Genomic DNA, 21,612 nt, shown 5'->3' on the forward strand with positions numbered 1-21,612 from the left:
GGTTTTCAAGTGTCGGGAGCGCGCGGCTTGTAACGGGGTAGCGACCATCCGAACGCGAGCGCCCCTGCGCGCAACCCAAACCCCGCGGCCAGCGCCAAGCCGACTGCGAGTTCTCGGGATAACCCCAAGGCGCTGAAGCTGATATAGCTTGCTGCCGAAACCACGGCTGCGGTCACATAAATCTCGTGGGAGAAGATGATCGAATCCTCCTTCCCAAGCACGTCGCGAATGATTCCACCGAAACAGGCGGTGATCACGCCCATGGTAATTGCAACGATCGGTGCTTCGCCGAGACTTGCGGCTTTCTCTGCGCCCGCCGTCGCGAAAAGCGCGAGGCCGAGCGCATCAAGCCAGAGGATCAGCCGGTAGCGCGAAGTCACGAGATGTGCAGTGAAGAAGACACCGATCGAAACAGCGACGCAGACTGCGAGATATTGCGGGCGATCCAACCACAGGACCGGGTGCGCATCGAGAATGAGATCGCGAATGGTTCCGCCACCGATGCCGGTAACAGTGCCAAGAAGAATGAAGCCAATCACATCCATCTGGTTGCGCGAGGCAACCAAGGCGCCTGTGATCGTGAACACCACGATGCCGATCCAGTCGAGCAGAATTATGCTGTTTTCAAACATGATGGTCCCGACGACGCGTGAATGTCTCAGCCCGATGTAGCGCTATTCTTCGATCGTCTCAGGCAAAAATGCAGCATTGTTCATAGATGACGAAATTACCCCCCGCGCCTCTGGTCGTTTGCCGCTTGCTCACAAGTAAGCGCAGCTTGACGAAAGGCATATTGGTGGTGAAACTTCGCCTTTGGCGTCCAAGGCGTGAATGGGTTTCGAGTCCTGAAAAAGGCATCAAACCAATGCATTAAACGGTATTTGCGGGCCTTTTGCGGGCTTTTCGGGTAAGCCGAATTATCTAAACCTTTGAGAATACAATGGAAAATGGCCCGAATGCGATGCCTCTTCTGGCACCAATTCCTCGCATGGCGATAAGCGCATATCCCGGCCCGAGCGCTTGCGTGCGTTCGCTCAGCCGATCCTTCCCTTGCGCGCGGCGGAGAGCATGGCTTCCCGGCGCGACACGCCGCATTTCGTTTGCATGTTCTTGAGGTGCCAGCGCACCGTTTCGTAGCTCAGGCCGCACTGGCGTGCGGCGAGGCGCAGGTCGTCTTCGGCCAACAGAATGGCGAGAATATCGCCTTCCCTGGCCGAGAAATCATGCGCTGTCGCAAAAAGGCGCGCACTTGTTTCCGCCTGCTTTTGCTGCGCGACGATAGCAAGGAAGCAATGATCGTCGTGGGCCAGCCAGGCGAGAGCTTGCGGAACCCGGCCGAATTCCATTTTTACGCCGGCGAGGTGCAGCGAGACCGGTCGCTCGTACAGCGCGGTGTCAATCGCCTGCTCAATGGCGCGATCGACACTCTGGTTGCCGCTGGCGAGCAGGTCACCCGTTAGGGATAGGGGGCCTTGCTCCGCGAAGGGATCGTCCGTGCTGCTGTCGGCAAAAATGGCGCGCCGCGCCCGGTCGACAACCACATAGCAATAGCCATCACCGCTCATATGGCCCGCCACGGAGCGTGCGACGCGGATCGAATCCTTCATCGCGCGTTCGAGTGTGGGCAGGATCACGGCCAGCCGGTCCGCTTCCCTTTCGTTGAAGAACTCCTCTTTGAAACCCCGCTGTATACTAAGCGAACGACGCCCGAGCTCGGCATCATTGGCGATGATCCCGTGGACCGAGTCCTTCACGTCTCCGCCGAGGTTGATTGCCTCGAAATATTCGGTTTGGGCAATGCTCTCATTGCGCACGTATGCCTGGCCGAGCTGCGCACCGTGGAGCGGGGTCAGGCGTGAATAGCGCGCCCGGGGATCGAAGCGGTTGTAATGCGAATTATACAGCGCGAGCGCTTCGGGGTCGTGGTTCCAGTCGAGCGAATGGCGAAGGGGGCCGACGATGCCGTTGCCGAGCATCATGCCCTTTGAGCCGCCGACCCATTCCCCGATATCGCGTAGCAGGGCGTCCCACGCATAGGCTCCCGTCGCTGCGTCGTGGCAGCGTCGCTCCAGCAGTTCGATCGAAAGCCCCATCGGGCTTCTCAACCAGAACGCCGGTGGTTTGGCAACCATAGCGAATCAGACGCTTACAGCACGAAATCGCTTGCGGTGAGGTCGGTCACCCCGTCGAGTGCGAGGAAGAGGTCGCCCACGCCGTCGCCATCGGTGTCGCCGACCAGCATCACGCCATTGCCGCTGGCGTAGAAGCGAAGCTCGCCCGCCGTGCCGCTGAAGTCTGCATCGCCGAGGAAGGCGAAGGCATCGTCGCTGCCGCCCGAAATCGCGTCGATCGCGGAAAGGTCGATCAGGTCGCTCTCGGTGCTGGAGAAGTCGAGGATCGTGTCGGCGGTGGTGGTGAACTTGCCTGAATGGCCGTCGTCGAAGCGGAAGGTGTCCGCCCCGGTGCCGCCGCTCATTGTGTCCACGCCCCAGCTGCCGATCAGGATGTCGTCGCCGCTGCCCCCGGCGAGGATGTCGTTGCCCTCGCCGCCGTGGACCGTGTCGTTGTCCGCGCCGCCGTCGAGCGTGTCGGTCCCCTTGTTGCCCATGATGAAGTCATCGCCGTCGCCGCCATTGACGGTGTCGTCGCCCGCCTGGCCATAGGCCTGGTCGTTGGCGGCGCCTGCATCGAGCGTGTCGTTGCCGGCCTCGCCATAGAGGCGGTCGGTGCCCGCCTCGCCGTTGAGGCTGTCGGCATCGTCGCCGCCCAGCAGTACGTCGCCGCCATTGCCGCCCCAGAGGGTATCGTCGCCGGCATCGCCGCGCAGGACGTCCCAGCTGGCCTGGCCGTAGATGGTGTCGGACCCTTCACCGCCGATCACGAGGTCGTTGCCGATCCCGCCCGCCATGGTGTCGTCGCCATCCTCGCCGTACATCTGGTTGGCAAGGTCGCTGCCGGTGAGCGTATCGCCGAAGGCCGAGCCGACGAGGTACTCCATCGAGACGAGCGTATCGATCCCGGCGCCGCCGGTGTCCTGAGCGCCGACAAGGGCGAGGCTGACGGTGACGCCTGCGGCCGCGCTGGAATAGCGCGCCGTGTCGTAACCGTTGCCCCCATCGAGCGTGTCGTCGCCTTCACCGCCCTCGAGATCGTCCCAGCCGGTGCCGCCAGAAAGCGCGTCATTGTCTGCGCCACCGTGGAGAAGGTCGTTGCCGCCTCCTGCGTAGAGGGCGTCGTCGCCTCGATCGCCCCAGAGCCGGTTGGTCCCGGCGCCTGCGACAAGCGTATCGGCAAGATGGGTGCCGATCAGACCTTCGATGCTGCTGACCTGCAGCTGCCCTGCGTCACCGATAGTGGCCGAGCCGTCGGATATATCGACCGTCGCTCCCGAGCCGCCGAAGGTGCCGGAGGACAACCTCAAAGTATCGAGGCCGGCCCCGCCGTCGACTGTCGCGCTAACGCCATAGAAGTAGATCAGATCGTCGCCCGCCCCGCCATCTACGATGTCGATGCCGCGCGTGACGATTTCGTCGTTTCCATCACCTCCGAAGAGCTGGTTGTTGCCCGACGAGCCGTTCAGGTAATCGTCACCTGCGCCGCCATCGAAATAGTCATCGCCCTGGCCGCCATAAACGCTATCGTCGTGATCGCCGAGCAGGATGCGGTTGTCGTGAGATGTGACAAAAATGGTCAGCGCTTCAATTGATATCAGCGTTGCAACATCGGTATCGTTCAGCTGAAACACGCCGCCGTCCGCCGAGGTGTAATCAATATCCAGGCCCTGCGTGAGATTGAACCTCAAGATGGCGGTATCGGTGCCGTCTCCGCCATTGGCCGTGTCCGAGCCGCCTGTGACATCGAAAGTATCATTCCCTGTTCCGCCGCTGAGCGTGTCATTGCCATATCCTCCGACGAGCACATCGTCTCCTGCCCCTCCGGCGAGGGTGTCGTCACCGTAGTACCCGTCCAGATTATCGTCGAAGGCGCCGCCGGTGACGGTGTCCCCATTGTTGGTCAGAACCAGTCCGATACTTTCGAAATTGCGGATCAGGATGCCGCCGACCGTCTGTTCCTGCGAGAGATCGGAGAAATCGGCCGATACGGCCGCTCCGTAACGGTCAAGCTCGATGTCGAGCGTGTCGAAGCCCTCTCCACCATCGAGCAGGGTCGCGTTGGCGCCGTCATAAATATAATCATAAGTAACGACGGTATCATCGCCAGCGCCGCCCAGGACGATATGCGCGCCACGATTAAGATTGATCGTGTCGTTGCCACTACCGCCATCGACAAAATCGGCGCCGGAACCTGTCGATAGGATATCGTCGCCCTCCTCGCCGAAGAGCAGGTTTTCGCCGTAACTGGACCGAATAATATCGTTCCCGATTCCACCAAGCAGCTCGTTATTTCCGCCCTGGGCGAAGATCACGTCATCACCGCCGCCGCCATGGACGATATCATCACCAGCTCCGGTATAGATATTGTCGGTATCTCCTGAACCCGAAACGCGATCGTTTCCTGATCCCAGGCGGATATCGAAAAACTCGATGTCGCGTATTGTAATGCGCGCAGCGGACCATTCGCTGTCAGTCGAAATCTCGAAAACAAGCGCAATGGTTTCCGCGCTCAAATCGAGATTGACACGGTCGAAGCCTTCTCCGCCGTCGAGGAGAGTGTCGCCAGAGGCACCGATCAGATGGTCGTCGCCGCTTCCACCAGACAGAGAGTCGGCGCCCAGTCCGCCCTCGAGCCGGTCGTTGCCGGTGTGGCCACGCAAATCGTCCGTATCTGTCCCGCCGACAATGTAGTCGTCACCCGCCGAACCGGTAATGTTATTCGAGCCGTTGCCGCCGTAGAACGTAAGCGTTTCGAAGCCGCTGATCTCCATCCCGGAAACGAGGGCGGTAGTCGCGATATCCGAAAAATCGAGGGCTGTGGTCTCGCTGGAAGCGCGGATGTCGAGCCAGAGCGTGTCGAACCCCGCTCCGCCCGAAAGTATACTGTCGGCCAAATCGGCATAGATCCGGTCATCGCCGTCTCCGCCGAACACTTGGTCGCTATCCGCGCCACCTTCGAGCCGGTCATTACCCCCTGACCCGTGCAGGACGTCCTCGCCCCCATGACCGAAAAGGAAGTCATCGCCTTCCCGGCCATCGAGCGCATCCGATGCGTCTCCACCGCGCGCCACATCGTTCAGGCCGCCCCCGGTGAAGGTTAGAGGTCCAGTCACCCCTGAAATCGATATCTGCTCGAAGGCGGTAAAGGTCAGGCTGCCCAGCGTATGCGATGCGGCGGGGTCGGTGATGTCGACCGTCAGGGCACCAACCGCGTCACTGGCATCAAGAGTAAGCTGGTCGATCCCTTCCCCGCCGTCTGCGAACCAATCGTTGGCATCGGCGTTGACATTATCATCGCCATCGCCACTATACATGATGTCGCTGCCAACACCGCCGTAGAGGTAGTCGTCGCCGGCACCACCGGACAGTTCGTCATTGCCTTCTTCGCCGATAAGCGAATCGCGACCTGCATTGCCGACGAGCGTATCGTCGCCGAGATCGCCGCGCAGCGAATCGTCCAGGGCGCCGCCAACAACAAAGTCGTTTCCTTGACCGCCGCGGAAGGACAGGCGCTCGATGCTGACGAGCCGCGTCCCGTTGGACGCTGTCGAGCGTGTCGGATCGGAAATGTCGAACTGGTAATCCCAGATCGCCGTTGACAATTCGAGTGTGAGGTAATCGCTTCCGTCGCCCCCATCGAGCCACACCGGGCGCGCCGTATCGTAGCCGCCATCGACATAAGGCTGGCGCGAAATCAGCACGTCATCGCCGGATTCGCCATAGAGGGAGTCCGCACCGGCCCCGGCATCGAGAAGGTCGTCGCCGTCGCCGCCATAGAGGTTGTCCGCTCCCGCATCGCCATAGATGCGATCGTTGCCGGCGTCGCCATACAGGGTGTCCGTTCCCGCCCCGCCCCTGACAAAATCGGCATCGTCGCCACCGCGTAGCACGTCGTCTCCATCGTCACCGAAAAGAGAGTCATCTCCGAGGCCGCCAAATAGCCGATCATTGCCCTCGGCGCCGTCGATCCTGTCGTTGAATGCGCCGCCGGTGATCGTGTCCTGACCCAGCGCCCCGAGATAATCGAGAATCTCGACGCCGACGATAGTGGACCCGTTGGTAACGTAAGCAACGTCGGGATTGGCGATGGAGAGTGTCACATCCGTGTCGGCGCCAGCCAGTCGAATCGTTGCGCGGTCGGTACCTGCGCCGCCGTCGATCATGGAATCAAACACGGACTCTGTTAGATAAACGTATTCGCCATCGACATAGCTATAGTTTATATTATCGATGTTCAGGTAGTCGTCGCCATCGCCTCCATAGAGTGCGTCGACGCCCAAACCGCCTTCGATCCGATCGTTACCAGCGCCCCCGTGCAGTTCGTCGGCACCATCATCGCCTTCGATGCGGTCATTGCCAGCACCACCGTTCAGCACGTCGTTCCCGGCTGCGCCCGTGAGCCAGTCGTTGTCGCCACCGCCGGACAGCGTATCGTTTCCTGCATTGCCCCGCAGATAGTCCACCAGGTCGCCGCCCGTGGCGATCGACCCTGCGGCGGCAGCTTGGAAACTCAGCCTTTCGAAGCCCCGGACGGTAAGACCGCCCACCAAGACCTCACCGCCATCACTTGGCAAATAGAATTCCGTCACGCCGCTTAGGTATAGATAATCCTCACCCTCGCCGCCATCGGCAAGAACGTCGTCGGCCTCGGCAGTAATGTAATCGTTGCCGCCCCCACCCGACAACAAATCCGCGCCTGCACCGCCCCTGATGCTATCGTTTTCGGAGCCACCGATAATCGTATCGTCGAATGGGGTGCCCGTAATGCTCAGCTGCTCGATGCTGACGACCCGCGTGTCTGCGATCATGAAATCGTTCGAAGAGGAGAGGTCAATGACCACTCCTGCAGTCATGTACGCCAATGCGATGTTGAGAGTGTCGGTCCCTTCGCCACCATCCAGAAGGATGTCACCATCCCAATTGTAGGCATCGATATAGTCGTTACCGTCTCCGCCATAAATCGTATCGGCGGCGCTGCTTCCGCTCAACCGGTCGTCCCCGCCGAAACCGTAGATGATGTCTCTGGCGTAGGTCCCATTGTAGCGATCGTCGCCTTCCGTGCCGAACCAGGTCGTTTGCGCCACGTCGGCCAAGAGGAAAGTCCCATCGGCGAATTGCACGTATTCGATATTCCTGACGGAATTGGTTCCGTCGGGTGAGCCTTCGCGCAGGTCCACCACCACTGTGGTGTAATAGCTCGTGGTAAAATCGTAGTCGTCGCGGTTGCCGGTGAGGACAAGGGTGTCCGAACCTTCGCCGCCATCGGCGATGTCTGCGCCGCCGCCCACGGCAAGCACATCGTCGCCGGCCGAACCGATGAGTTCGTCGTCACCTTCGCCGCCGGTGAGCACGTCGTTACCGTCGTTGCCGTACAAGATGTCTTCGTAAACGCCGCCGGTCAGAACATCGTCGCCGCTTCCGGCGTAGAAGTTGACCTTTTCGATCGAGCGTATGGTCGTGGTGTCGACAAGCTGGTCGCCCACGGCAAGGGTCGAGAAGGTTAGCGCCGCGATCGAGCTGGTCATGTCGATGAGCGCGGTGTCTTCGCCCGCGCCTCCATCGATAAGGGTATCGGCGACGTCCCCGCTGAAATTGCTGTAGATCAGGTCATTGCCATCGCCGCCACTCATGGAATCGGCGCCGGCCTGACCGTAGATGACATCGTCTCCCGCGCCGCCGTCGATCGTGTCGTCGCCCGCTTCGCCATCGAGGGTGTCGTGACCCTCGCCGCCATCGACAACGTCGCTGCCGATGCCAGCGTTGATAACGTCGGCGCCGCCACCGCCCTCCAGGGTGTCGTCATCAGCGCCGCCGTTAATGCTGTCGTCTCCACCGCCGCCACGCAGGGTGTCGATACCGTTGCCGCCGTCGAGTGCGTCATCGCCTTCGCCGCCCAGCAGGGTATCGATGCCGTCGCCGCCGTCGAGTTCGTCATCGCCGCCGCCGCCGTCCAGCGTGTCGTCGCCTGCATTCCCGTCCAGGACGTCGCGGTAGTCTCCGCCGGTGACGATATCGTCACCCGATCCGCCATAGAAATAGAGACGTTCGAAATTTGCGATGGAAGTCCCGTCCAGCACTTGCGTGCCTGCCGCGTTCACATCGATCACAGTCGCGCCAGCCATGGCCTTGCGGTCAAGCGAGAGAGTATCGATCCCGCCTCCGCCATCGAGCACGGCGTCATGCACCTCGCCCGGCGTGAAGACGGTCCAGACCGTGTCATCGCCAGCGCCGCCGTAGACTTCGTCTGCCCCGGCGCCGCCGAGAAGTTCGTCGTTGCCATCGCCGCCGTAAATTCGGTCGTCGCCTTCCTCGCCGAACACGGTGTCATTTCCGGTAAAGCCAGCCAGGACGTCATTGCCTGTCCGTCCACTCAGCACATCGTCCGAAGCGCCGGCGACCATGTAATCGCCCGCCGCTCCTCCCAGCAGAGTGTAGCGCTCGAACCCGCGAATGGTGGTCCCGTAGTAATCGAATTTGGTGCCGTTCGAAAAGTCGAGCGTGATCGCCTCGGAATAGTCCGGCGCCTCGAATTTGAGCATGTCGTTGCCGCTGCCGCCATCGGCGAGCGCGTCGGCGGTGCCCCCGGTCTCGAGCCGGACCCAGACGATGTCATCGCCCTCCCCGCCCCGAAGGGTGTCGAGGCCGGTGAAGGCGTGAAGCTCGTCGTTGCCCGCGCCGCCCTCGAGTACGTCGTTACCGTCGCCACCCGAAACGAAATCGTTGCCGAGACCGCCGTAAACGATGTCGTCGCCCGCTTCGCCGTAAACCTCGTCGTCCCCGGCGCCCCCGTCCACCACGTCATCGCCGTCACGGCCGGTTATGATGTCGTTGAGCGCCCCGCCTGTCAGGGTGTCGCCGGCAAGGCCGCCATAGATTTCGACACGCTCTACATTGACGACTACCGTCCCACCGATGGTCTGAGCCTGTGATGGATCGGATAAGTCGAAGATCAGCGCCGTGGTGGCGTCCTCTTTCGAAATGACGGCGAGGTCCGTCCCCGCTCCGCCGTCGACGAGAAGGTCGCTTTCGCCCTCCGTATCAATGCTGCGGATCGTATCGTCGCCATCGCCCCCTCGCAGAGTGTCGCGCCCTGTACGGCCATCGAGCTCGTCATCGCCTGCGCCGCCGTCAAGGACATCGTCGCCGTTCCAGCCGATGATACGATCGTCGAGCGCGCCGCCGGTGATCGTGTCAACGCCGTATCCGCCCTCGTAATCGATTTGTTCAAAGCCGCTTATGCGAATGCCGGCGACAATTTGTTCGACCGAAGGATCGACAAGCGAGAAGGTGATCGAACCAGCGTAGTCGCCCACATCGAGCGACAGGAAATCGGTACCGGCGCCACCATCGAGAAGTATGTCGTTGACGTCCGGCACATAATATCCGGTGAAGAAGGACGAGTAGATCGAATCGTCGCCATCGCCGCCGCGAAGGATGTCGGCGCCGCCGCCACCGTAAATTTCATCATCGCCCGCGCCGCCGTCGATTGTGTCGTCGCCATCCTCACCGCGAAGGTAATCGCTGCCAGCGAGGCCCGATATGGTGTCGTCGCCTGCGCGGCCTTCAATCCAGTCCCAGTACAGCGTTCCGACAAGCGTATCGTTGTTCGGCGTTCCAGTAATATCGCCCATCGTTCGACCCCCGTAAAATAACAAAGCTCGGGACCGGTGGCGCGAAAGGTTGCGCCCTTGGTCCGCGAGTAACGGAGAGCCGCGGCGCGCCACAACAGGCGCGCCGATCAGCGTGGATTATTCCGTGAGCCCTCCGATGGGAGGGGCGGTATCACAAGATCGTTGGCGCGAACCCACCCAATTGGGTGGACTCGACAACTTTTAATCAGAGATTTCGGATGGCGCGATCCATGCCGGTCACTATCACGGCTGTGTGGTCGCTTTCCGGCAGGATGAGGAAATCAAGGCGCTCTTCCATCGCGGGGGCTAGCCGGGCTGCGAGCGCTTCGGCAAGACTAACCATGCTACCAGGCCGGAATGGTGCGGGGTCGTTCTCCAGGCTGCCAACGGCGAGGTAAAGCCTTGCCTTCGGATGGGCCTGCAGGGTCGCGGCCAATTCGTCCTCCAGGCCAGCGTCAAGCCACAGGGGGGCCGAAAGCAGGCCGACAAACTCGAGCCCCTCCAACTGCCCGGCAAAGCGCATCGCAAAGGAGGCGGAGAGGGAATAACCGAGCACGCCCACAAGGGTACTTTCCTCGCGTAGGAGCCCGCCAAGGAATTCGGTCAGCTGCGCGGCACTGCCCGTTGCAGGCAAGCCGGCAAACCCGAGGTCGTATTCCCCGAAGGTCAGATATTCACCGCGCATCGCATGAAGCGCTCCGAAGTTCTCCGCGTCAAAGCCGACCAGCAGCAGCTCGACATCATCGAGCAAGCCGCTCACCGTCCGAGCGCGCAGAGCGGCGATGGCAGAGTCGCCGACGAGATTGTCGTCGAGCACAAGGATCGTCCGCTTCGGGTCGGGCACAGGTGAGTAGCGGCGCAGGGTGAAAGGTCCGCGAGCCTCGAGCCCACTCGGATTAAGGCGGATGGTTTCCGGTGCGGCGGCCATTTTGTCTCCCCTTCGAAACATGGGCTATGGCAGAGGTGCTAGGGGTATTGGAACCCCTTGGGCTGTCTCTTCCGGCATGCGAATTCGACGCTTGCCCCTGATCCTGCTGCCGGTAAGGTCGGACACGGAGATACCCAAAGGGTTGAGGAGCACCGCATGAGCACGATCTCGCACGACCAGGACTGGGTCCGCCGCCCTGCCGCTGCTGGCGAGGGCACGCTCTGCGATAGCGGGCAATACGAAGCGCTATACGCGCGCAGCCTCGCGGAACCCGATAGTTTCTGGGCCGAGCAGGCCGACCGGCTCGACTGGGTGCGCACGCCTCAACGGATCGCCGGCTGGAGCCACGACCCGGTCGACATCAAGTGGTTCGAGGACGGCGTTCTCAACATCTGCCACAACGCCGTCGACCGCCATGTCGAGGGCGGCAACGGTGCGCGCATAGCCATTATTTTCGAGCCCGACGATCCCGACGGCGAAACCCGCCATATCTCCTACGCCGATCTGCAGCGCGAAGTGGTGCGCATGGCAAACACGCTCAAGACGATGGGCGTGGCCAAGGGCGACCGGGTCACGATCTATATGCCGATGGTGCCCGAAGGCGCCTTCGCCATGCTCGCCTGCGCGCGCATCGGCGCGGTGCATTCGGTGATCTTCGGCGGCTTTTCGCCCGAAGCGATCGCGGGCCGGGTCGAGGATTGCCAAAGCGACTGGATCGTGACCGCCGACGAGGGCGTGCGCGGCGGCAAGCCGATACCGCTGAAAGCCAATGTCGATGCCGCGCTGGAAAAGGTGCCGGTCAAGGGCGTGCTGGTTATCCGCCACACGGGCGGCGACGTGGCGATGAAGGACGGGCGCGACCACTGGTATCACGAGCTTTCGCGCGATGTCGCCGCTGATTGCCCCTGCGAGCCGATGAAGGCGGAAGACCCCCTGTTCATCCTTTACACTTCGGGGTCGACCGGAAAACCCAAGGGCGTATTGCACACCACCGGCGGCTATGCGGTCTGGACCGAGACGACCTTCCGCTATGTCTTCGATTACCGGCCGGGCGAGGTCTACTGGTGCACCGCCGACATCGGCTGGGTCACTGGGCACAGCTACATCGTCTACGGCCCGCTTCAGAACGGCGCGACGGCGGTGATGTTCGAAGGCGTGCCCAACTATCCTGATCACGACCGGTTCTGGGCAGTCTGCGCGAAGCACAAGGTCAAAATCTTCTACACCGCACCGACCGCGATCCGCGCGCTGATGCGCGAGGGCGAAGGACATGTGGCGAAGCACGATCTTTCCGCCCTGCGCCTGCTCGGCTCGGTGGGCGAGCCGATCAATCCCGAGGCCTGGCGCTGGTATCACGAGCATGTCGGCGGCGGCACCACGCCCATCGTCGACACCTGGTGGCAGACCGAGACGGGCGGGGTCATGATCACCACGCTGCCCGGCGCACACGACATGAAACCGGGCAGCGCGGGCAAGCCTTTCTTCGGCATCTGCCCGCAGCTGGTCGATGCCGACGGCGGCGTGCTGGAAGGCGCGGCGGAAGGCAATCTGTGCATCACCCGCAGCTGGCCCGGGCAGGCGCGCACCGTCTATGGCGACCACGAGCGCTTCGTGCAGACCTATTTCAGCACCTATCCGGGCAAGTATTTCACCGGCGACGGGTGCCGGCGCGACGCCGATGGCTATTACTGGATCACCGGCCGCGTGGACGATGTGATCAACGTCTCGGGCCACCGCATGGGCACCGCCGAAGTCGAGAGCGCGCTGGTGCTGCATCCCAAGGTATCGGAGGCGGCGGTCGTCGGCTTCCCGCACGATATCAAGGGGCAGGGCATCTATTGTTACGTCACGCTGATCGCGGGTGAGGAGCCGTCCGAAGCGCTGGAGGCGGAACTTCGCCAGCAGGTGCGGCGCGAGATCGGACCGATCGCGACCCCCGACCATCTGCACTTCACGCCCGCGCTTCCCAAGACGCGCAGCGGCAAGATCATGCGCCGCATCCTGCGTAAAATCGCGGAGAACGAGTTCGGCGCGCTGGGCGATACCTCGACGCTGGCCGATCCCGGCGTGGTGGAGTCTCTGATCGAGGGGCGGCGGAACCGCTGACCGCGCGGCGCTAGAGCGGGAGAGCCTCGGCGAGGCTGCCCGCAATCGCGGCTGGCGCATGAGGCGGGCGGCGGATGAGCCAGTCGGCCTCGGCCAGCACGGCTTGCGCGCCGCTCACCTGATTGCTCACCGGCACGAGGCCTTGCGGCGTGGCCGTCGCGCGGAAGAAGGTCACGCGCGAACCGGAGGCTTCCAGATTGGCGCCGAGGGGGAGCGGCATGGTGGCGACCTCGCCCATCGGATCGCCCCCCTGCATCGCCGCCAGCAACGGTTGCAGGAACAGGCGGGCGGTGACGAGCGCCGAGCCGGGATTGCCTGGCAGGCCGAGCACCGGCTTCGTGTCGACCTTGCCGAGCCACACGGGTTTGCCGGGCTTGATGGCGATGCGCGAGAACAGCAGCTCCATGCCGGTCTCGGCGAACATGGGCCGCGCGTGATCGTGATCGCCCACCGAAGCGCCGCCGGTGACGACCACGCAATCGGCGGCCTCGAGAGCCTTGTGGGCGAGGGCGGATAGCGCGTCGCGGTCGTCGCGCCCGCGCTCGTGGAGGACAAGTTCTGCGCCCATGCGGCTGGCGAGCGCGGCGACGGCGTGACTGGCGGTGTCGGGCTGGGCGAGAGGCTGGCGGTGCGCTTCGCCGGGCGGGACAATTTCGTCGCCGGTGGCGATCAGGGTGAGGCGGGGGCGGCGCGCGACGTCCAGTTGCCCACGGTCGGCGGCGGCGGCCGCGACCATCGCTTGTGGCGTGAGCCGTGCGCCTGCCGCGAGCAGCCGCTCGCCTTCGCGAAAATCGCTCCCCGCGCGGCGGATGTGGCGCGCCGGGCCCCAGCCCTCGGAGAAGAGCACGGTGTTGCCTGAGGCTTCCGCGTATTCCTGCATGATGACGATATCGGCGCCCTCGGGAACGGGCGCGCCGGTAAAGATGCGCACTACCTCTCCTTCGTTCGCGCGGCCCGCGAAGGGCGCCCCGGGACGGGATTCGCCCTTCAGTTTCAGAGGCTTATCTTGAGAGGCCGAATTCGCTTGGACGGCGTATCCGTCCATGACGGAGGCATCGCATCGGGGCGCGTCGTACCGCGCGTGCAGGTCTTGCGCTAGGAAACGATTGGCGGCCTGATCGAGGGACACGATCTCGCTATCCAGCGCCGCCACCGAATGGGCAAGTATCGCAAGCGCTTCGTCGAAACCGATCACGGGTTAGGCCTAGCCACCGATCGCGGCGAGATGCGGGGTCGCGCCGCTGTCGCCCTCATGTAGCCGGTGGCCGCGGGTTTTGGATGGCATGGCCGAGAGGATGCGGTTTACCAGTTCGTCCTGTTGGTCGTCGTGCTGGAGAAGGTCGCGCAGGTCCAGCCCTTGCTCGCCAAACAGGCAGAGGTGCAGTCTGCCTCGGCTCGACAACCTCAGACGGTTGCAGCTGTCGCAAAAACCCGTCGAATAGGGGGTGATCAGGCCGATCCGCCCGCGGTAATCGGGATGGGCGTATTCCACCGCCGGTCCTGCCCCGTCGGCGCGGTCTAGCGGGGTCCAGCCGCCGTCACGAAGGCGTTCGCGGATTGCTTCGCCCGGAGTCGCCTGACGTTGGTGGAAACGGGCGTTGTCGTTCGTCCGCATCAATTCGATGAAGCGCCAGGAGACATCGCGCGAAGCTACGAAATCGAGCACCTGCTGCCACCCGTCGCCCTCCAATTCGCGCAGCAGGACGCTGTTGACCTTGACCGCTTCGAAACCGGCAGCGAGCGCCGCGTCGATCCCGCCAAGGACGTCGCCGAGCCGGTCGTGACCCGTCACGCGGGCAAAGCTCTCCTCATCGAGCGTGTCGACGCTGACATTCACCGCGTCCACGCCTGCCGCGCGCCACGCAGTTGCCTCGCGCGCCAACCGGTAACCGTTGGTGGTCATCGCGACGCGCCTAATGCCCTCCACTGAGGCAAGGTAGCGGGCAATCTCCGTGAAGTCGCGGCGCACCGTGGGCTCGCCCCCGGTCAGGCGCAGCTTCCACAGGCCGAGCCGCGCGAAGGCGGAGACGGCGCGGCGCAATTCCTCGCGCGAGAGCTCGGGGGGCAGTCCGTCTTGTTTCACGAAGCCGTTCGGCAGGCAGTAGCTGCAGCGGAAGTTGCAACGGTCGGTCAGCGAAAGGCGGAGGTAGGAAAAACGCCGCCCGAACCCGTCTTCGAGCCGCCGGGACCCAAGGTCGCGGCTCGAAACTTGATCGGGCAAGGGTGGGTCCGAAAGCGCCATTTATCCAGCGCCTACACCCTGCTGCGGAGCATGGCCACAGCCTATGACGCGCCGCTTCGACCCATTGACAGGCGACCGAGGTATATTAGATAATACTGATATGAGCCAGCCAGCAACATCTTCCATTCCCGACGACGCGCTTTCCGCTGCGACCGAACAGGTGCGCCGCGCCGCGCAGGATAAGGCGAAACGCCCCTCCATCGCAGGCTTCTTCGACGAGGCGACCAATACGGTTACCTACGTCGCCCACGATCCGGCGAGCGGCGAAGCGGCGATCATCGATTCGGTGCTCGATTACGATGCGGCTGCCGGGCGCACCTCGCACGGATCGGCCGAGTTGATCGTCGAATATGTGAAGGCCAACGATCTCACCGTCACCTGGCTGATCGAGACCCACGCCCATGCCGACCATATCTCGGGCGCGCCCTACCTCCAGGAAAAGCTGGGCGGGAAACTGTCCATCGGACGCGAGATCATCCAGGTGCAGGACGTCTTCGGCAAGCTGTTCAACGCGGGCACCGATTTCGAGCGCGACGGGTCGCAGTTCGATCACCTGTTCACGGATGGAGAGACCTTCAAGCTGGGCGAGATCGAGGGCATTCCGCTTCACGTCCCCGGCCACACGCCTGCCGATTACGCCTTCATTATCGGCGATGCGGCCTTTGTCGGCGACACGATCTTCATGCCCGATTTCGGCACCGCGCGCGCGGACTTTCCCGGCGGTGACGCGCGCCAGCTCTACCGGTCGATCCAGCGCCTGCTGTCGCTCCCCGGCGAAACGCGGCTGTTCCTGTGCCACGATTACAAGGCACCCGGCCGCGACGAATACGCGTGGGAGACCACCGTTCGTCAGCAGCGCGAGGAGAACGTCCACGTCAAACAAGGCACGAGTGAGGACGAGTTCGTTGCCATGCGGACCCAGCGTGACAGCACGCTCTCGATGCCCGAACTCATCATGCCGAGCGTGCAGGTTAATATCCGCGGCGGGCATCTGCCCGAACCCGAGGAGAATGGCGTGAGCTACATCAAGATCCCGGTGAACACGCTGTGATGCTGCCCGGATTTCCCGACGCCGCCCCGCTCGACGGCCTCTTCGGCGGTCTTCTGATTGGCCTCGCCGCAGCGCTCATGCTGCTGGGCGCAGGCCGTATCGCGGGCGTTTCCGGCATCGTCGGCCGCGCCTTTGGCATCAACGACAGCGGAATGTCGCCCTCCAGCGCGTGGATGTTCGTCATCGGATTGCCGCTGGGCGCAGGCCTCGTCGCGCTTCTCAAGGGTGGCCTCGAGCCTCAGTTCATGCCGCTTCCCGTGCTGGCCGTGGCCGGTGTCATCGTGGGCTTCGGCGCACGACTCGGCAGCGGCTGCACCAGCGGCCATGGCGTGTGCGGGGTCAGCCGGTTTTCGCAGCGCTCCATCGTCGCGACGATCACCTTCATGGCCGCCGGTATCGCGACGGTCGCGGTCATGGGAGCCTTCGCATGATCCGCACCTATCTTCCCCCGCTCGTGTCCGGCACGCTGTTCGGAGCAGGCCTTGCGCTCGGCGGCATGACCGATCCGGCGCGCGTGCGCGGCTTCCTCAATATCTTCGGCGGCTGGGACCCGACGCTGGCCTTCGTCATGGGCGGCGCGGTCATCGTCATGGCCATCGCCTGGCGTTTCGTTCCGCGCATGCGCCACCCGCTGTTCGCCGGCGAATTTGCCCTGCCCGAACGCAGCGACATGACCCCGCGACTGATTGCCGGAGCGACGCTGTTCGGTATCGGCTGGGGCATGGCCGGCCTGTGCCCCGGGCCCGGTATCGCCTCGTTCGCCATCGCTCCGCTGGAGGCGACCGTGTTCTCGACCGCCCTGCTCGCGGGCCTCGCGCTCAACCGCATGGTGTTCGACAGCCCCGCAAAGGAAACTGCCCATGGATAGCAATCAGCTTACCGACCACCTGTGTGTGCGAGGGCAGGTAACGCCCGAAGATGTCGCAGCGGCCAAAGACGCAGGCTTCACCCGCATCGTATGCAACCGTCCCGACGGCGAGGCCGAGGGGCAGCCGGACGCCGAGGATATTCGCGAGGCCGCCGAAGCTTGCGGTCTCACTTTCTCCTACATTCCGGTTAGCCCCGGCGGCATTACGCCGGAGGCGGTGCAGCAGCAGGCTGAGGCACTGCGCGAAGCGGATGGCAAGGTGCTGGCCTATTACGGCAGCGGCAAGCGCGCCACCGTGCTTTGGGCTCTGTGCAATCCGGAAGGTTTGAGCGTTGACGAACGCCTCGAGCGGGCGAAACGCGCCGGACACGATTTGTCGGAACTGCGCGACCGGCTTTAGCGGCGGTGCGACTTATTCGGCCGCTTCTTCGCCTTCCTCGTCGCAGGCGCAGAACTGGTCGTAGAGCGTGCCGATCACGGCTTTCACCTCTTCGCTGTCGAGACCGTAATAGACGAATTGCGAGCTGCGCCGAGTCTTCACCAGCCCTTCGCGCCGGAGTAGCGAGAGGTGCTGTGACAGGGCCGATTGCGATAGCGAGACATGTTTCGACATCTCGCCCACCGTCATCTCGCCCTGCGAGAGCTGGCACAGGATCATCAGCCGCGACTCGTTCGCCATCGATTTCAGCAGCGAAGTCGCGCGCGCGGCGTTCTTTCGCAATTCGTCCAATGGCATGTCCACGTCTGGATCCCCCTAATCGCCGTCTCCCCGACGGCCATTTCGTAGCCCGATAGTATCCCGCAGCGCTCGCAGGTGCAACGAAGGCTTTCTCTTGTAACGATTTGCAGAGCCTGCTTCGCGCAGCACCGACAGCGGGGCGAGAACCATGGCTGTTGCAATTGCGCCCCGTTTGGCTTTGTGTAGCGGCGAGGATTTTGGGAGAGACTGAGTGAGCAACGGACCGCTGACAGGCCTTCGTGTCGTCGAATTCCAGGGCATCGGGCCGGGGCCGCATGTCGCCATGCTGCTGGCCGATCTGGGCGCCGAGGTGGTGCGCATCGAGCGGCCGGGCCACCAGCCGATGAACGCCGTGGTCGAGCGTGCGCGCCACCGTGCGGCGGTCGATCTGAAGAGCGAAGAGGGGAAGGCCTTCGTAAAGCAGGCCCTCGCCGCGGCAGACGTGCTGGTGGAAGGGTTCCGTCCCGGCGTGATGGAGCGGCTGGGACTGGGCCCCGACGAAATGCTGAAGCTCAACCCGCGCCTTGTGTACGCGCGCATGACCGGTTGGGGGCAGGATGGCCCGCTAGCGCAGGCGGCGGGGCACGACCTCAACTACATCGCCATCACTGGCGCGCTCGACAGCATCGGGGCGAAGGGCGAACTGCCGGTCCCGCCGCAAAACCTCGTCGGCGATTTCGGCGGTGGGTCGATGTATTGCGCCTTTGGCATCCTCGCCGCGCTCTACGAGCGCGAGGTTAGCGGCAAGGGGCAAGTGGTCGACGCGGCCATCGTCGATGGCGTGACCAGCCTGATGAGCTTCTTCTACGGCCAGCCGCATAGCGCCTTGCGCACCACCGAGCGCGGCGCAGGCTTGCTGGGCGGCGCGGCGCATTTCTACCGCTGCTATGAATGCGCGGATGGCAAGGAAGTCAGCGTCGGGGCCATCGAGCCGCAGTTCTATGCCGAACTTCTCGCCCGCGCCGATGCGCCCAAGGAGTTGGCCGATGGCCAGCTCGATACCTCCAATTGGGACGATTACACCGAAAAGCTCGCCGCGCTGTTCAAGACCAAGACTCAGGCCGAATGGGCTGCGCTGCTCGAAGGAACCGACGCCTGCTTCGCGCCTGTGGTCCCACTCGACGAGGCGAAGGACCATCCGCACATGAAGGCGCGGGGGGCGTTCGTCGATCACGGCGGCCGCTCGCACACCGCACCCGCGCCGCGCTTCGACCGGACACCGGGCGTCATTCGCGACAGTGCTGAAGACGGCGAAGAGGTGGTGGCGCGCTGGTCGCAAGGGAGCTAGAGAGCCGCGCATAAGGAGAGAGATTCCCATGCGCGATTGCACTAAGTTCTACATCGACGGCCAGTGGGTCGACCCGGTCACCGAAAACACGCAGGCCGTCGAAAATCCCGCCACCGAAGAAACCATCGGCCACATCAGCTTCGGCACCAAGGCCGATGTCGACAAGGCCGTGGCTGCCGCGCGCCGCGCGTTCGAGAGCTTCAGCCAGACCACCAAGGAAGAGCGTCTCACCTTGCTACGCGCCATCCAGGCCGAGATTGCCAACCGCAAGGACGATCTTGCGCTCGCCGTGAGTGAGGAAATGGGCGCGCCGATGAGCCTCGCCAACGGCCCGCATACCGGCCTTCTCGCTGGCCACTGCCAGACCGCCATCGAGGTCCTCGAAGGCTTCGAATTCGAACGCCAGGACGGCCCGACGCTCCATGTCTGGGAGCCGATCGGCGTGGTCGGCATGATTACGCCGTGGAACTGGCCGCTGAACCAGATCGCCTGCAAGGTCTTCCCCGCGCTGGCGACGGGCAGCACGATGATCCTGAAGCCCAGCGAGATCGCGCCCTTCGACGCCTACATCTTTGCAGAGATCATGGACGCGGCAGGCGTGCCTGCGGGCGTGTTCAACCTCGTCAATGGTGACGGGCCGGGTGTGGGCGAAGCGATGAGTGGCCATCCCGACATCGATATGATCAGCTTCACCGGCTCGACCCGCGCAGGCGTACTCATCGCCAAGAATGCCGCCGACACGGTCAAGCGCGTGGCGCAGGAACTGGGCGGCAAGAGCCCCAATATCATCCTCGACGACAGCGCCTTCACCAAGTCGGTCATGCGCGGCACCACCGCCATGATGGGCAATTCGGGCCAGACCTGCACGGCGCCGAGCCGTATGCTTGTCCCGCACAAGCGCATGGAAGAAGCCAAGGCCGCCGCGAAGGAAGCCGCGGAGGGTGTCATCCCCGGCGACCCCAAGGGCAACGCCACAATCGGACCGGTCGTTTCCAAGGCCCAGTGGGACAAGATCCAGGGCCTCATCCAGAAGGGCATCGACGAAGGCGCAACGCTGGTCGCGGGCGGCCCCGGCAAGCCCGAGGGGCTGGAAACGGGCCACTACGTCAAGCCAACCGTTTTCGCCGACGTCACCAACGACATGACCATCGCGCGCGAGGAAATCTTCGGCCCCGTCCTCGCGATGATCGGCTATGACGATTACGACGACGCCATCCGCATCTCGAATGACACCGAATACGGCCTCGCCAGCCACATCATGGGCGAGGATATCGAAACCGCGAAGAAGCTCGCCAAGCGCATCCGTGCAGGCCGTGTCGCCATCAACGGCGGCTACGACATGAACGCGGCCTTTGGCGGCTACAAGAAGTCGGGCAACGGCCGCGAATGGGGCGAGTGGGGCTTTCACGACTTCCTCGAGGTAAAGGCCGTCATGGGCACGGGCGCGTAATGGCGGGCAGGCACTTCGACGAATGGCAGGTCGGCGACAAGCTGACCCATGAAATTCGCCGCACGGTGACCGAGGCGGACAACCTCTTCTTCACCGTGATGACCCACAATCCGCAGCCGCTTCACCTCGATGTGGAAGCGGCCCGGGAAAGTGAATTCGGCCAGATTTTGGTCAACGGGACCTACACCTTCTCGCTGATGGTGGGGCTGAGCGTCGGCGACACCACGCTCGGTACCCTTGTGGCCAATCTCGGTTACGACAAGCTGGTGATGCCCAAGCCCGTCTTCATCGGCGACACGCTGCACGCCACCAGCGAAGTGATCGCGCTTCGCGAAAGCAAGTCGCGCCCGGACACCGGCATCGTCACCTTCCTGCACGAGGCGGTGAACCAGCGCGGCGAGGTCGTGTGCCGCTGCGAACGCTCGGCGCTGCTCAAGAAAAGCGCCTGATCACGGGCGCTTGCACCCATTCCTCCCCTTCGCGCGTTGACGGGCGAAGGGGAAAGGAATGAGCGAAGCGAAAGACGGCAAGGATCCCGAAGGCGTCGAGGACGTCATCGGCGAGCTCGACGAGCTGGCGGCCGGCAGCGATGAAGTCTGCATCGGCGAGGTGCTCGACGACTTCGGCGCGCGCAGCTTCGGCCCCGTGATCATGATCTTCGCCCTCATCGAAATCACGCCCATCGGCGCCATTCCCGGCGTGCCCACCGCGCTCGCCTCCATTATCGCGCTGATCGCTTTGCAACTGCTCTTTGGCAAGGACCATATCTGGATGCCGCAGTTCATCCAGAACCGTTCGGTGGAGTCGAAGAGATTACACAAGGCCATCGGCAAGCTGCGAGGGGTGGCTCACTGGCTCGACGAACACAGCAGGGACCGGCTCAGCGCGCTTACCGAAGGCGTGTGGCTGAAGATCGCCGCGCTGGCGATCCTGATCCTGTGCATCACCGTCACGCCGCTCGAAGTGCTGCCCTTCGCCAGTTCGGGCCCCATGCTAGCCATTGCCGCCATTGGCCTTGCGCTGATCGTGCGCGACGGACTGGTCATGCTCTTCGCCCTCGCGCTGGCCATCGCCGCGCTGGGCGGCGGGACCTATTACTACTACACCTCCGAGGAGGAGGAGGGCGAGAGCTCGGGCGGTATGGTGCTTGTGCAGCCAACCGATGGAGCGAGCCGCTTGACCTGATCCCATAGGC

General features: G+C 63.5%; 16 protein-coding genes. 9 read left to right on the top strand and 7 right to left on the bottom strand.

Annotated elements, in window-relative coordinates; genetic code table 11:
• Positions 1 to 5: 5 nt before the first annotated feature.
• From ED21_RS10505 to ED21_RS10520, 4 genes are all read right to left on the bottom strand, one after another.
• Positions 6 to 632 carry a trimeric intracellular cation channel family protein gene (locus ED21_RS10505; protein ID WP_006833883.1) on the bottom strand — a complete coding sequence of 209 codons (627 nt, stop codon included), beginning with the start codon at positions 630 to 632 and terminating at the stop codon, positions 6 to 8.
• A 402-nt stretch (positions 633 to 1,034) separates the two neighbouring features.
• The gene (locus ED21_RS10510) at positions 1,035 to 2,093 is read right to left on the bottom strand and encodes a helix-turn-helix transcriptional regulator (RefSeq protein WP_006833884.1); all 1,059 of its coding nucleotides are present in this window, start codon (positions 2,091 to 2,093) and stop codon (positions 1,035 to 1,037) included.
• Positions 2,094 to 2,146: 53 nt separating this feature from the next.
• Positions 2,147 to 9,745: a manganese-oxidizing peroxidase MopA gene (gene mopA / locus ED21_RS10515; RefSeq protein WP_006833885.1), complete on the bottom strand. Its 7,599-nt coding sequence runs from the start codon at positions 9,743 to 9,745 to the stop codon at positions 2,147 to 2,149.
• Positions 9,746 to 9,950: 205 nt separating this feature from the next.
• On the bottom strand, positions 9,951 to 10,673 hold the full coding sequence (locus ED21_RS10520) for a hypothetical protein (protein WP_006833886.1): 723 nt from the start codon (positions 10,671 to 10,673) through the stop codon (positions 9,951 to 9,953).
• 156 nt (positions 10,674 to 10,829) lie between these two features.
• Between ED21_RS10520 and acs the strand changes: the two genes are divergently transcribed.
• Entirely contained in the window at positions 10,830 to 12,779 is a 1,950-nt protein-coding gene (acs, locus tag ED21_RS10525) for an acetate--CoA ligase (protein ID WP_006833887.1), read from the top strand.
• Positions 12,780 to 12,789: 10 nt separating this feature from the next.
• Here the strand turns inward: acs and ED21_RS10530 are convergent, their stop codons facing one another.
• Positions 12,790 to 13,974 carry a molybdopterin molybdotransferase MoeA gene (locus ED21_RS10530; RefSeq protein WP_006833888.1) on the bottom strand — a complete coding sequence of 395 codons (1,185 nt, stop codon included), beginning with the start codon at positions 13,972 to 13,974 and terminating at the stop codon, positions 12,790 to 12,792.
• Between the two features lie 9 nt (positions 13,975 to 13,983).
• On the bottom strand, positions 13,984 to 15,021 hold the full coding sequence (gene moaA, locus ED21_RS10535; protein ID WP_006833889.1) for a GTP 3',8-cyclase MoaA: 1,038 nt from the start codon (positions 15,019 to 15,021) through the stop codon (positions 13,984 to 13,986).
• A 100-nt stretch (positions 15,022 to 15,121) separates the two neighbouring features.
• Here moaA and ED21_RS10540 point away from each other — a divergent pair, with 100 nt between their 5' ends.
• From ED21_RS10540 to ED21_RS10555, 4 genes are read left to right on the top strand one after another with little or no spacing between them, the layout of a single operon-like run.
• Complete coding sequence (locus tag ED21_RS10540; RefSeq protein WP_006833890.1) at positions 15,122 to 16,072, top strand: MBL fold metallo-hydrolase; 951 nt, start codon at positions 15,122 to 15,124, stop codon at positions 16,070 to 16,072.
• Positions 16,072 to 16,503 (top strand): YeeE/YedE family protein, encoded by a 432-nt coding sequence (locus ED21_RS10545; protein WP_006833891.1) that lies wholly within the window; start codon positions 16,072 to 16,074, stop codon positions 16,501 to 16,503. Before ED21_RS10540 ends, ED21_RS10545 begins: the two co-directional genes overlap by 1 nt.
• Positions 16,500 to 16,940, top strand: a complete 441-nt coding sequence (locus tag ED21_RS10550; protein WP_006833892.1) for a DUF6691 family protein — start codon at positions 16,500 to 16,502, stop codon at positions 16,938 to 16,940. The genes ED21_RS10545 and ED21_RS10550 overlap by 4 nt, the downstream gene beginning before the upstream one ends.
• The gene (locus ED21_RS10555) at positions 16,933 to 17,340 is read left to right on the top strand and encodes a TIGR01244 family sulfur transferase (RefSeq protein ID WP_006833893.1); all 408 of its coding nucleotides are present in this window, start codon (positions 16,933 to 16,935) and stop codon (positions 17,338 to 17,340) included. Before ED21_RS10550 ends, ED21_RS10555 begins: the two co-directional genes overlap by 8 nt.
• 12 nt (positions 17,341 to 17,352) lie before the next feature.
• On the opposite strand, the gene ED21_RS10560 is transcribed toward ED21_RS10555, so the two are convergent.
• Positions 17,353 to 17,676, bottom strand: coding sequence for a helix-turn-helix transcriptional regulator (locus ED21_RS10560; protein ID WP_034922394.1), 324 nt, complete (start codon positions 17,674 to 17,676; stop codon positions 17,353 to 17,355).
• Between the two features lie 214 nt (positions 17,677 to 17,890).
• Here ED21_RS10560 and ED21_RS10565 point away from each other — a divergent pair, with 214 nt between their 5' ends.
• The 4 genes from ED21_RS10565 to ED21_RS10580 are packed head-to-tail and all read left to right on the top strand — an operon-like array spanning position 17,891 to position 21,602.
• Positions 17,891 to 18,967, top strand: coding sequence for a CaiB/BaiF CoA-transferase family protein (locus ED21_RS10565; RefSeq protein ID WP_006833895.1), 1,077 nt, complete (start codon positions 17,891 to 17,893; stop codon positions 18,965 to 18,967).
• Positions 18,968 to 18,995: 28 nt separating this feature from the next.
• Positions 18,996 to 20,417, top strand: a complete 1,422-nt coding sequence (locus tag ED21_RS10570; RefSeq protein WP_006833896.1) for an aldehyde dehydrogenase family protein — start codon at positions 18,996 to 18,998, stop codon at positions 20,415 to 20,417.
• On the top strand, positions 20,417 to 20,866 hold the full coding sequence (locus ED21_RS10575; protein WP_006833897.1) for a MaoC family dehydratase: 450 nt from the start codon (positions 20,417 to 20,419) through the stop codon (positions 20,864 to 20,866). Before ED21_RS10570 ends, ED21_RS10575 begins: the two co-directional genes overlap by 1 nt.
• 58 nt (positions 20,867 to 20,924) lie before the next feature.
• Entirely contained in the window at positions 20,925 to 21,602 is a 678-nt protein-coding gene (locus ED21_RS10580; RefSeq protein WP_006833898.1) for an exopolysaccharide biosynthesis protein, read from the top strand.
• The last annotated feature ends 10 nt before the right edge of the window (positions 21,603 to 21,612 follow it).

It is taken from the genome of Erythrobacter sp. SD-21, assembly GCF_000181515.1.
Classification (GTDB): domain Bacteria; phylum Pseudomonadota; class Alphaproteobacteria; order Sphingomonadales; family Sphingomonadaceae; genus Qipengyuania.

Bases quoted from the DNA above. Each gene is read 5' to 3' on its own strand.
- ED21_RS10520 (WP_006833886.1), bottom strand. From the start codon at position 10,673: ATGGCCGCCGCACCGGAAACCATCCGCCTTAATCCGAGTGGGCTCGAG.
- ED21_RS10550 (WP_006833892.1), top strand. From the start codon at position 16,500: ATGATCCGCACCTATCTTCCCCCGCTCGTGTCCGGCACGCTGTTCGGA.
- ED21_RS10540 (WP_006833890.1), top strand. From the start codon at position 15,122: ATGAGCCAGCCAGCAACATCTTCCATTCCCGACGACGCGCTTTCCGCT.
- ED21_RS10575 (WP_006833897.1), top strand. From the start codon at position 20,417: ATGGCGGGCAGGCACTTCGACGAATGGCAGGTCGGCGACAAGCTGACC.
- ED21_RS10560 (WP_034922394.1), bottom strand. From the start codon at position 17,676: ATGCCATTGGACGAATTGCGAAAGAACGCCGCGCGCGCGACTTCGCTG.
- acs (WP_006833887.1), top strand. From the start codon at position 10,830: ATGAGCACGATCTCGCACGACCAGGACTGGGTCCGCCGCCCTGCCGCT.
- ED21_RS10580 (WP_006833898.1), top strand. From the start codon at position 20,925: ATGAGCGAAGCGAAAGACGGCAAGGATCCCGAAGGCGTCGAGGACGTC.
- mopA (WP_006833885.1), bottom strand. From the start codon at position 9,745: ATGGGCGATATTACTGGAACGCCGAACAACGATACGCTTGTCGGAACG.
- ED21_RS10505 (WP_006833883.1), bottom strand. From the start codon at position 632: ATGTTTGAAAACAGCATAATTCTGCTCGACTGGATCGGCATCGTGGTG.
- ED21_RS10555 (WP_006833893.1), top strand. From the start codon at position 16,933: ATGGATAGCAATCAGCTTACCGACCACCTGTGTGTGCGAGGGCAGGTA.
- ED21_RS10510 (WP_006833884.1), bottom strand. From the start codon at position 2,093: ATGGGGCTTTCGATCGAACTGCTGGAGCGACGCTGCCACGACGCAGCG.
- moaA (WP_006833889.1), bottom strand. From the start codon at position 15,021: ATGGCGCTTTCGGACCCACCCTTGCCCGATCAAGTTTCGAGCCGCGAC.
- ED21_RS10570 (WP_006833896.1), top strand. From the start codon at position 18,996: ATGCGCGATTGCACTAAGTTCTACATCGACGGCCAGTGGGTCGACCCG.
- ED21_RS10545 (WP_006833891.1), top strand. From the start codon at position 16,072: ATGCTGCCCGGATTTCCCGACGCCGCCCCGCTCGACGGCCTCTTCGGC.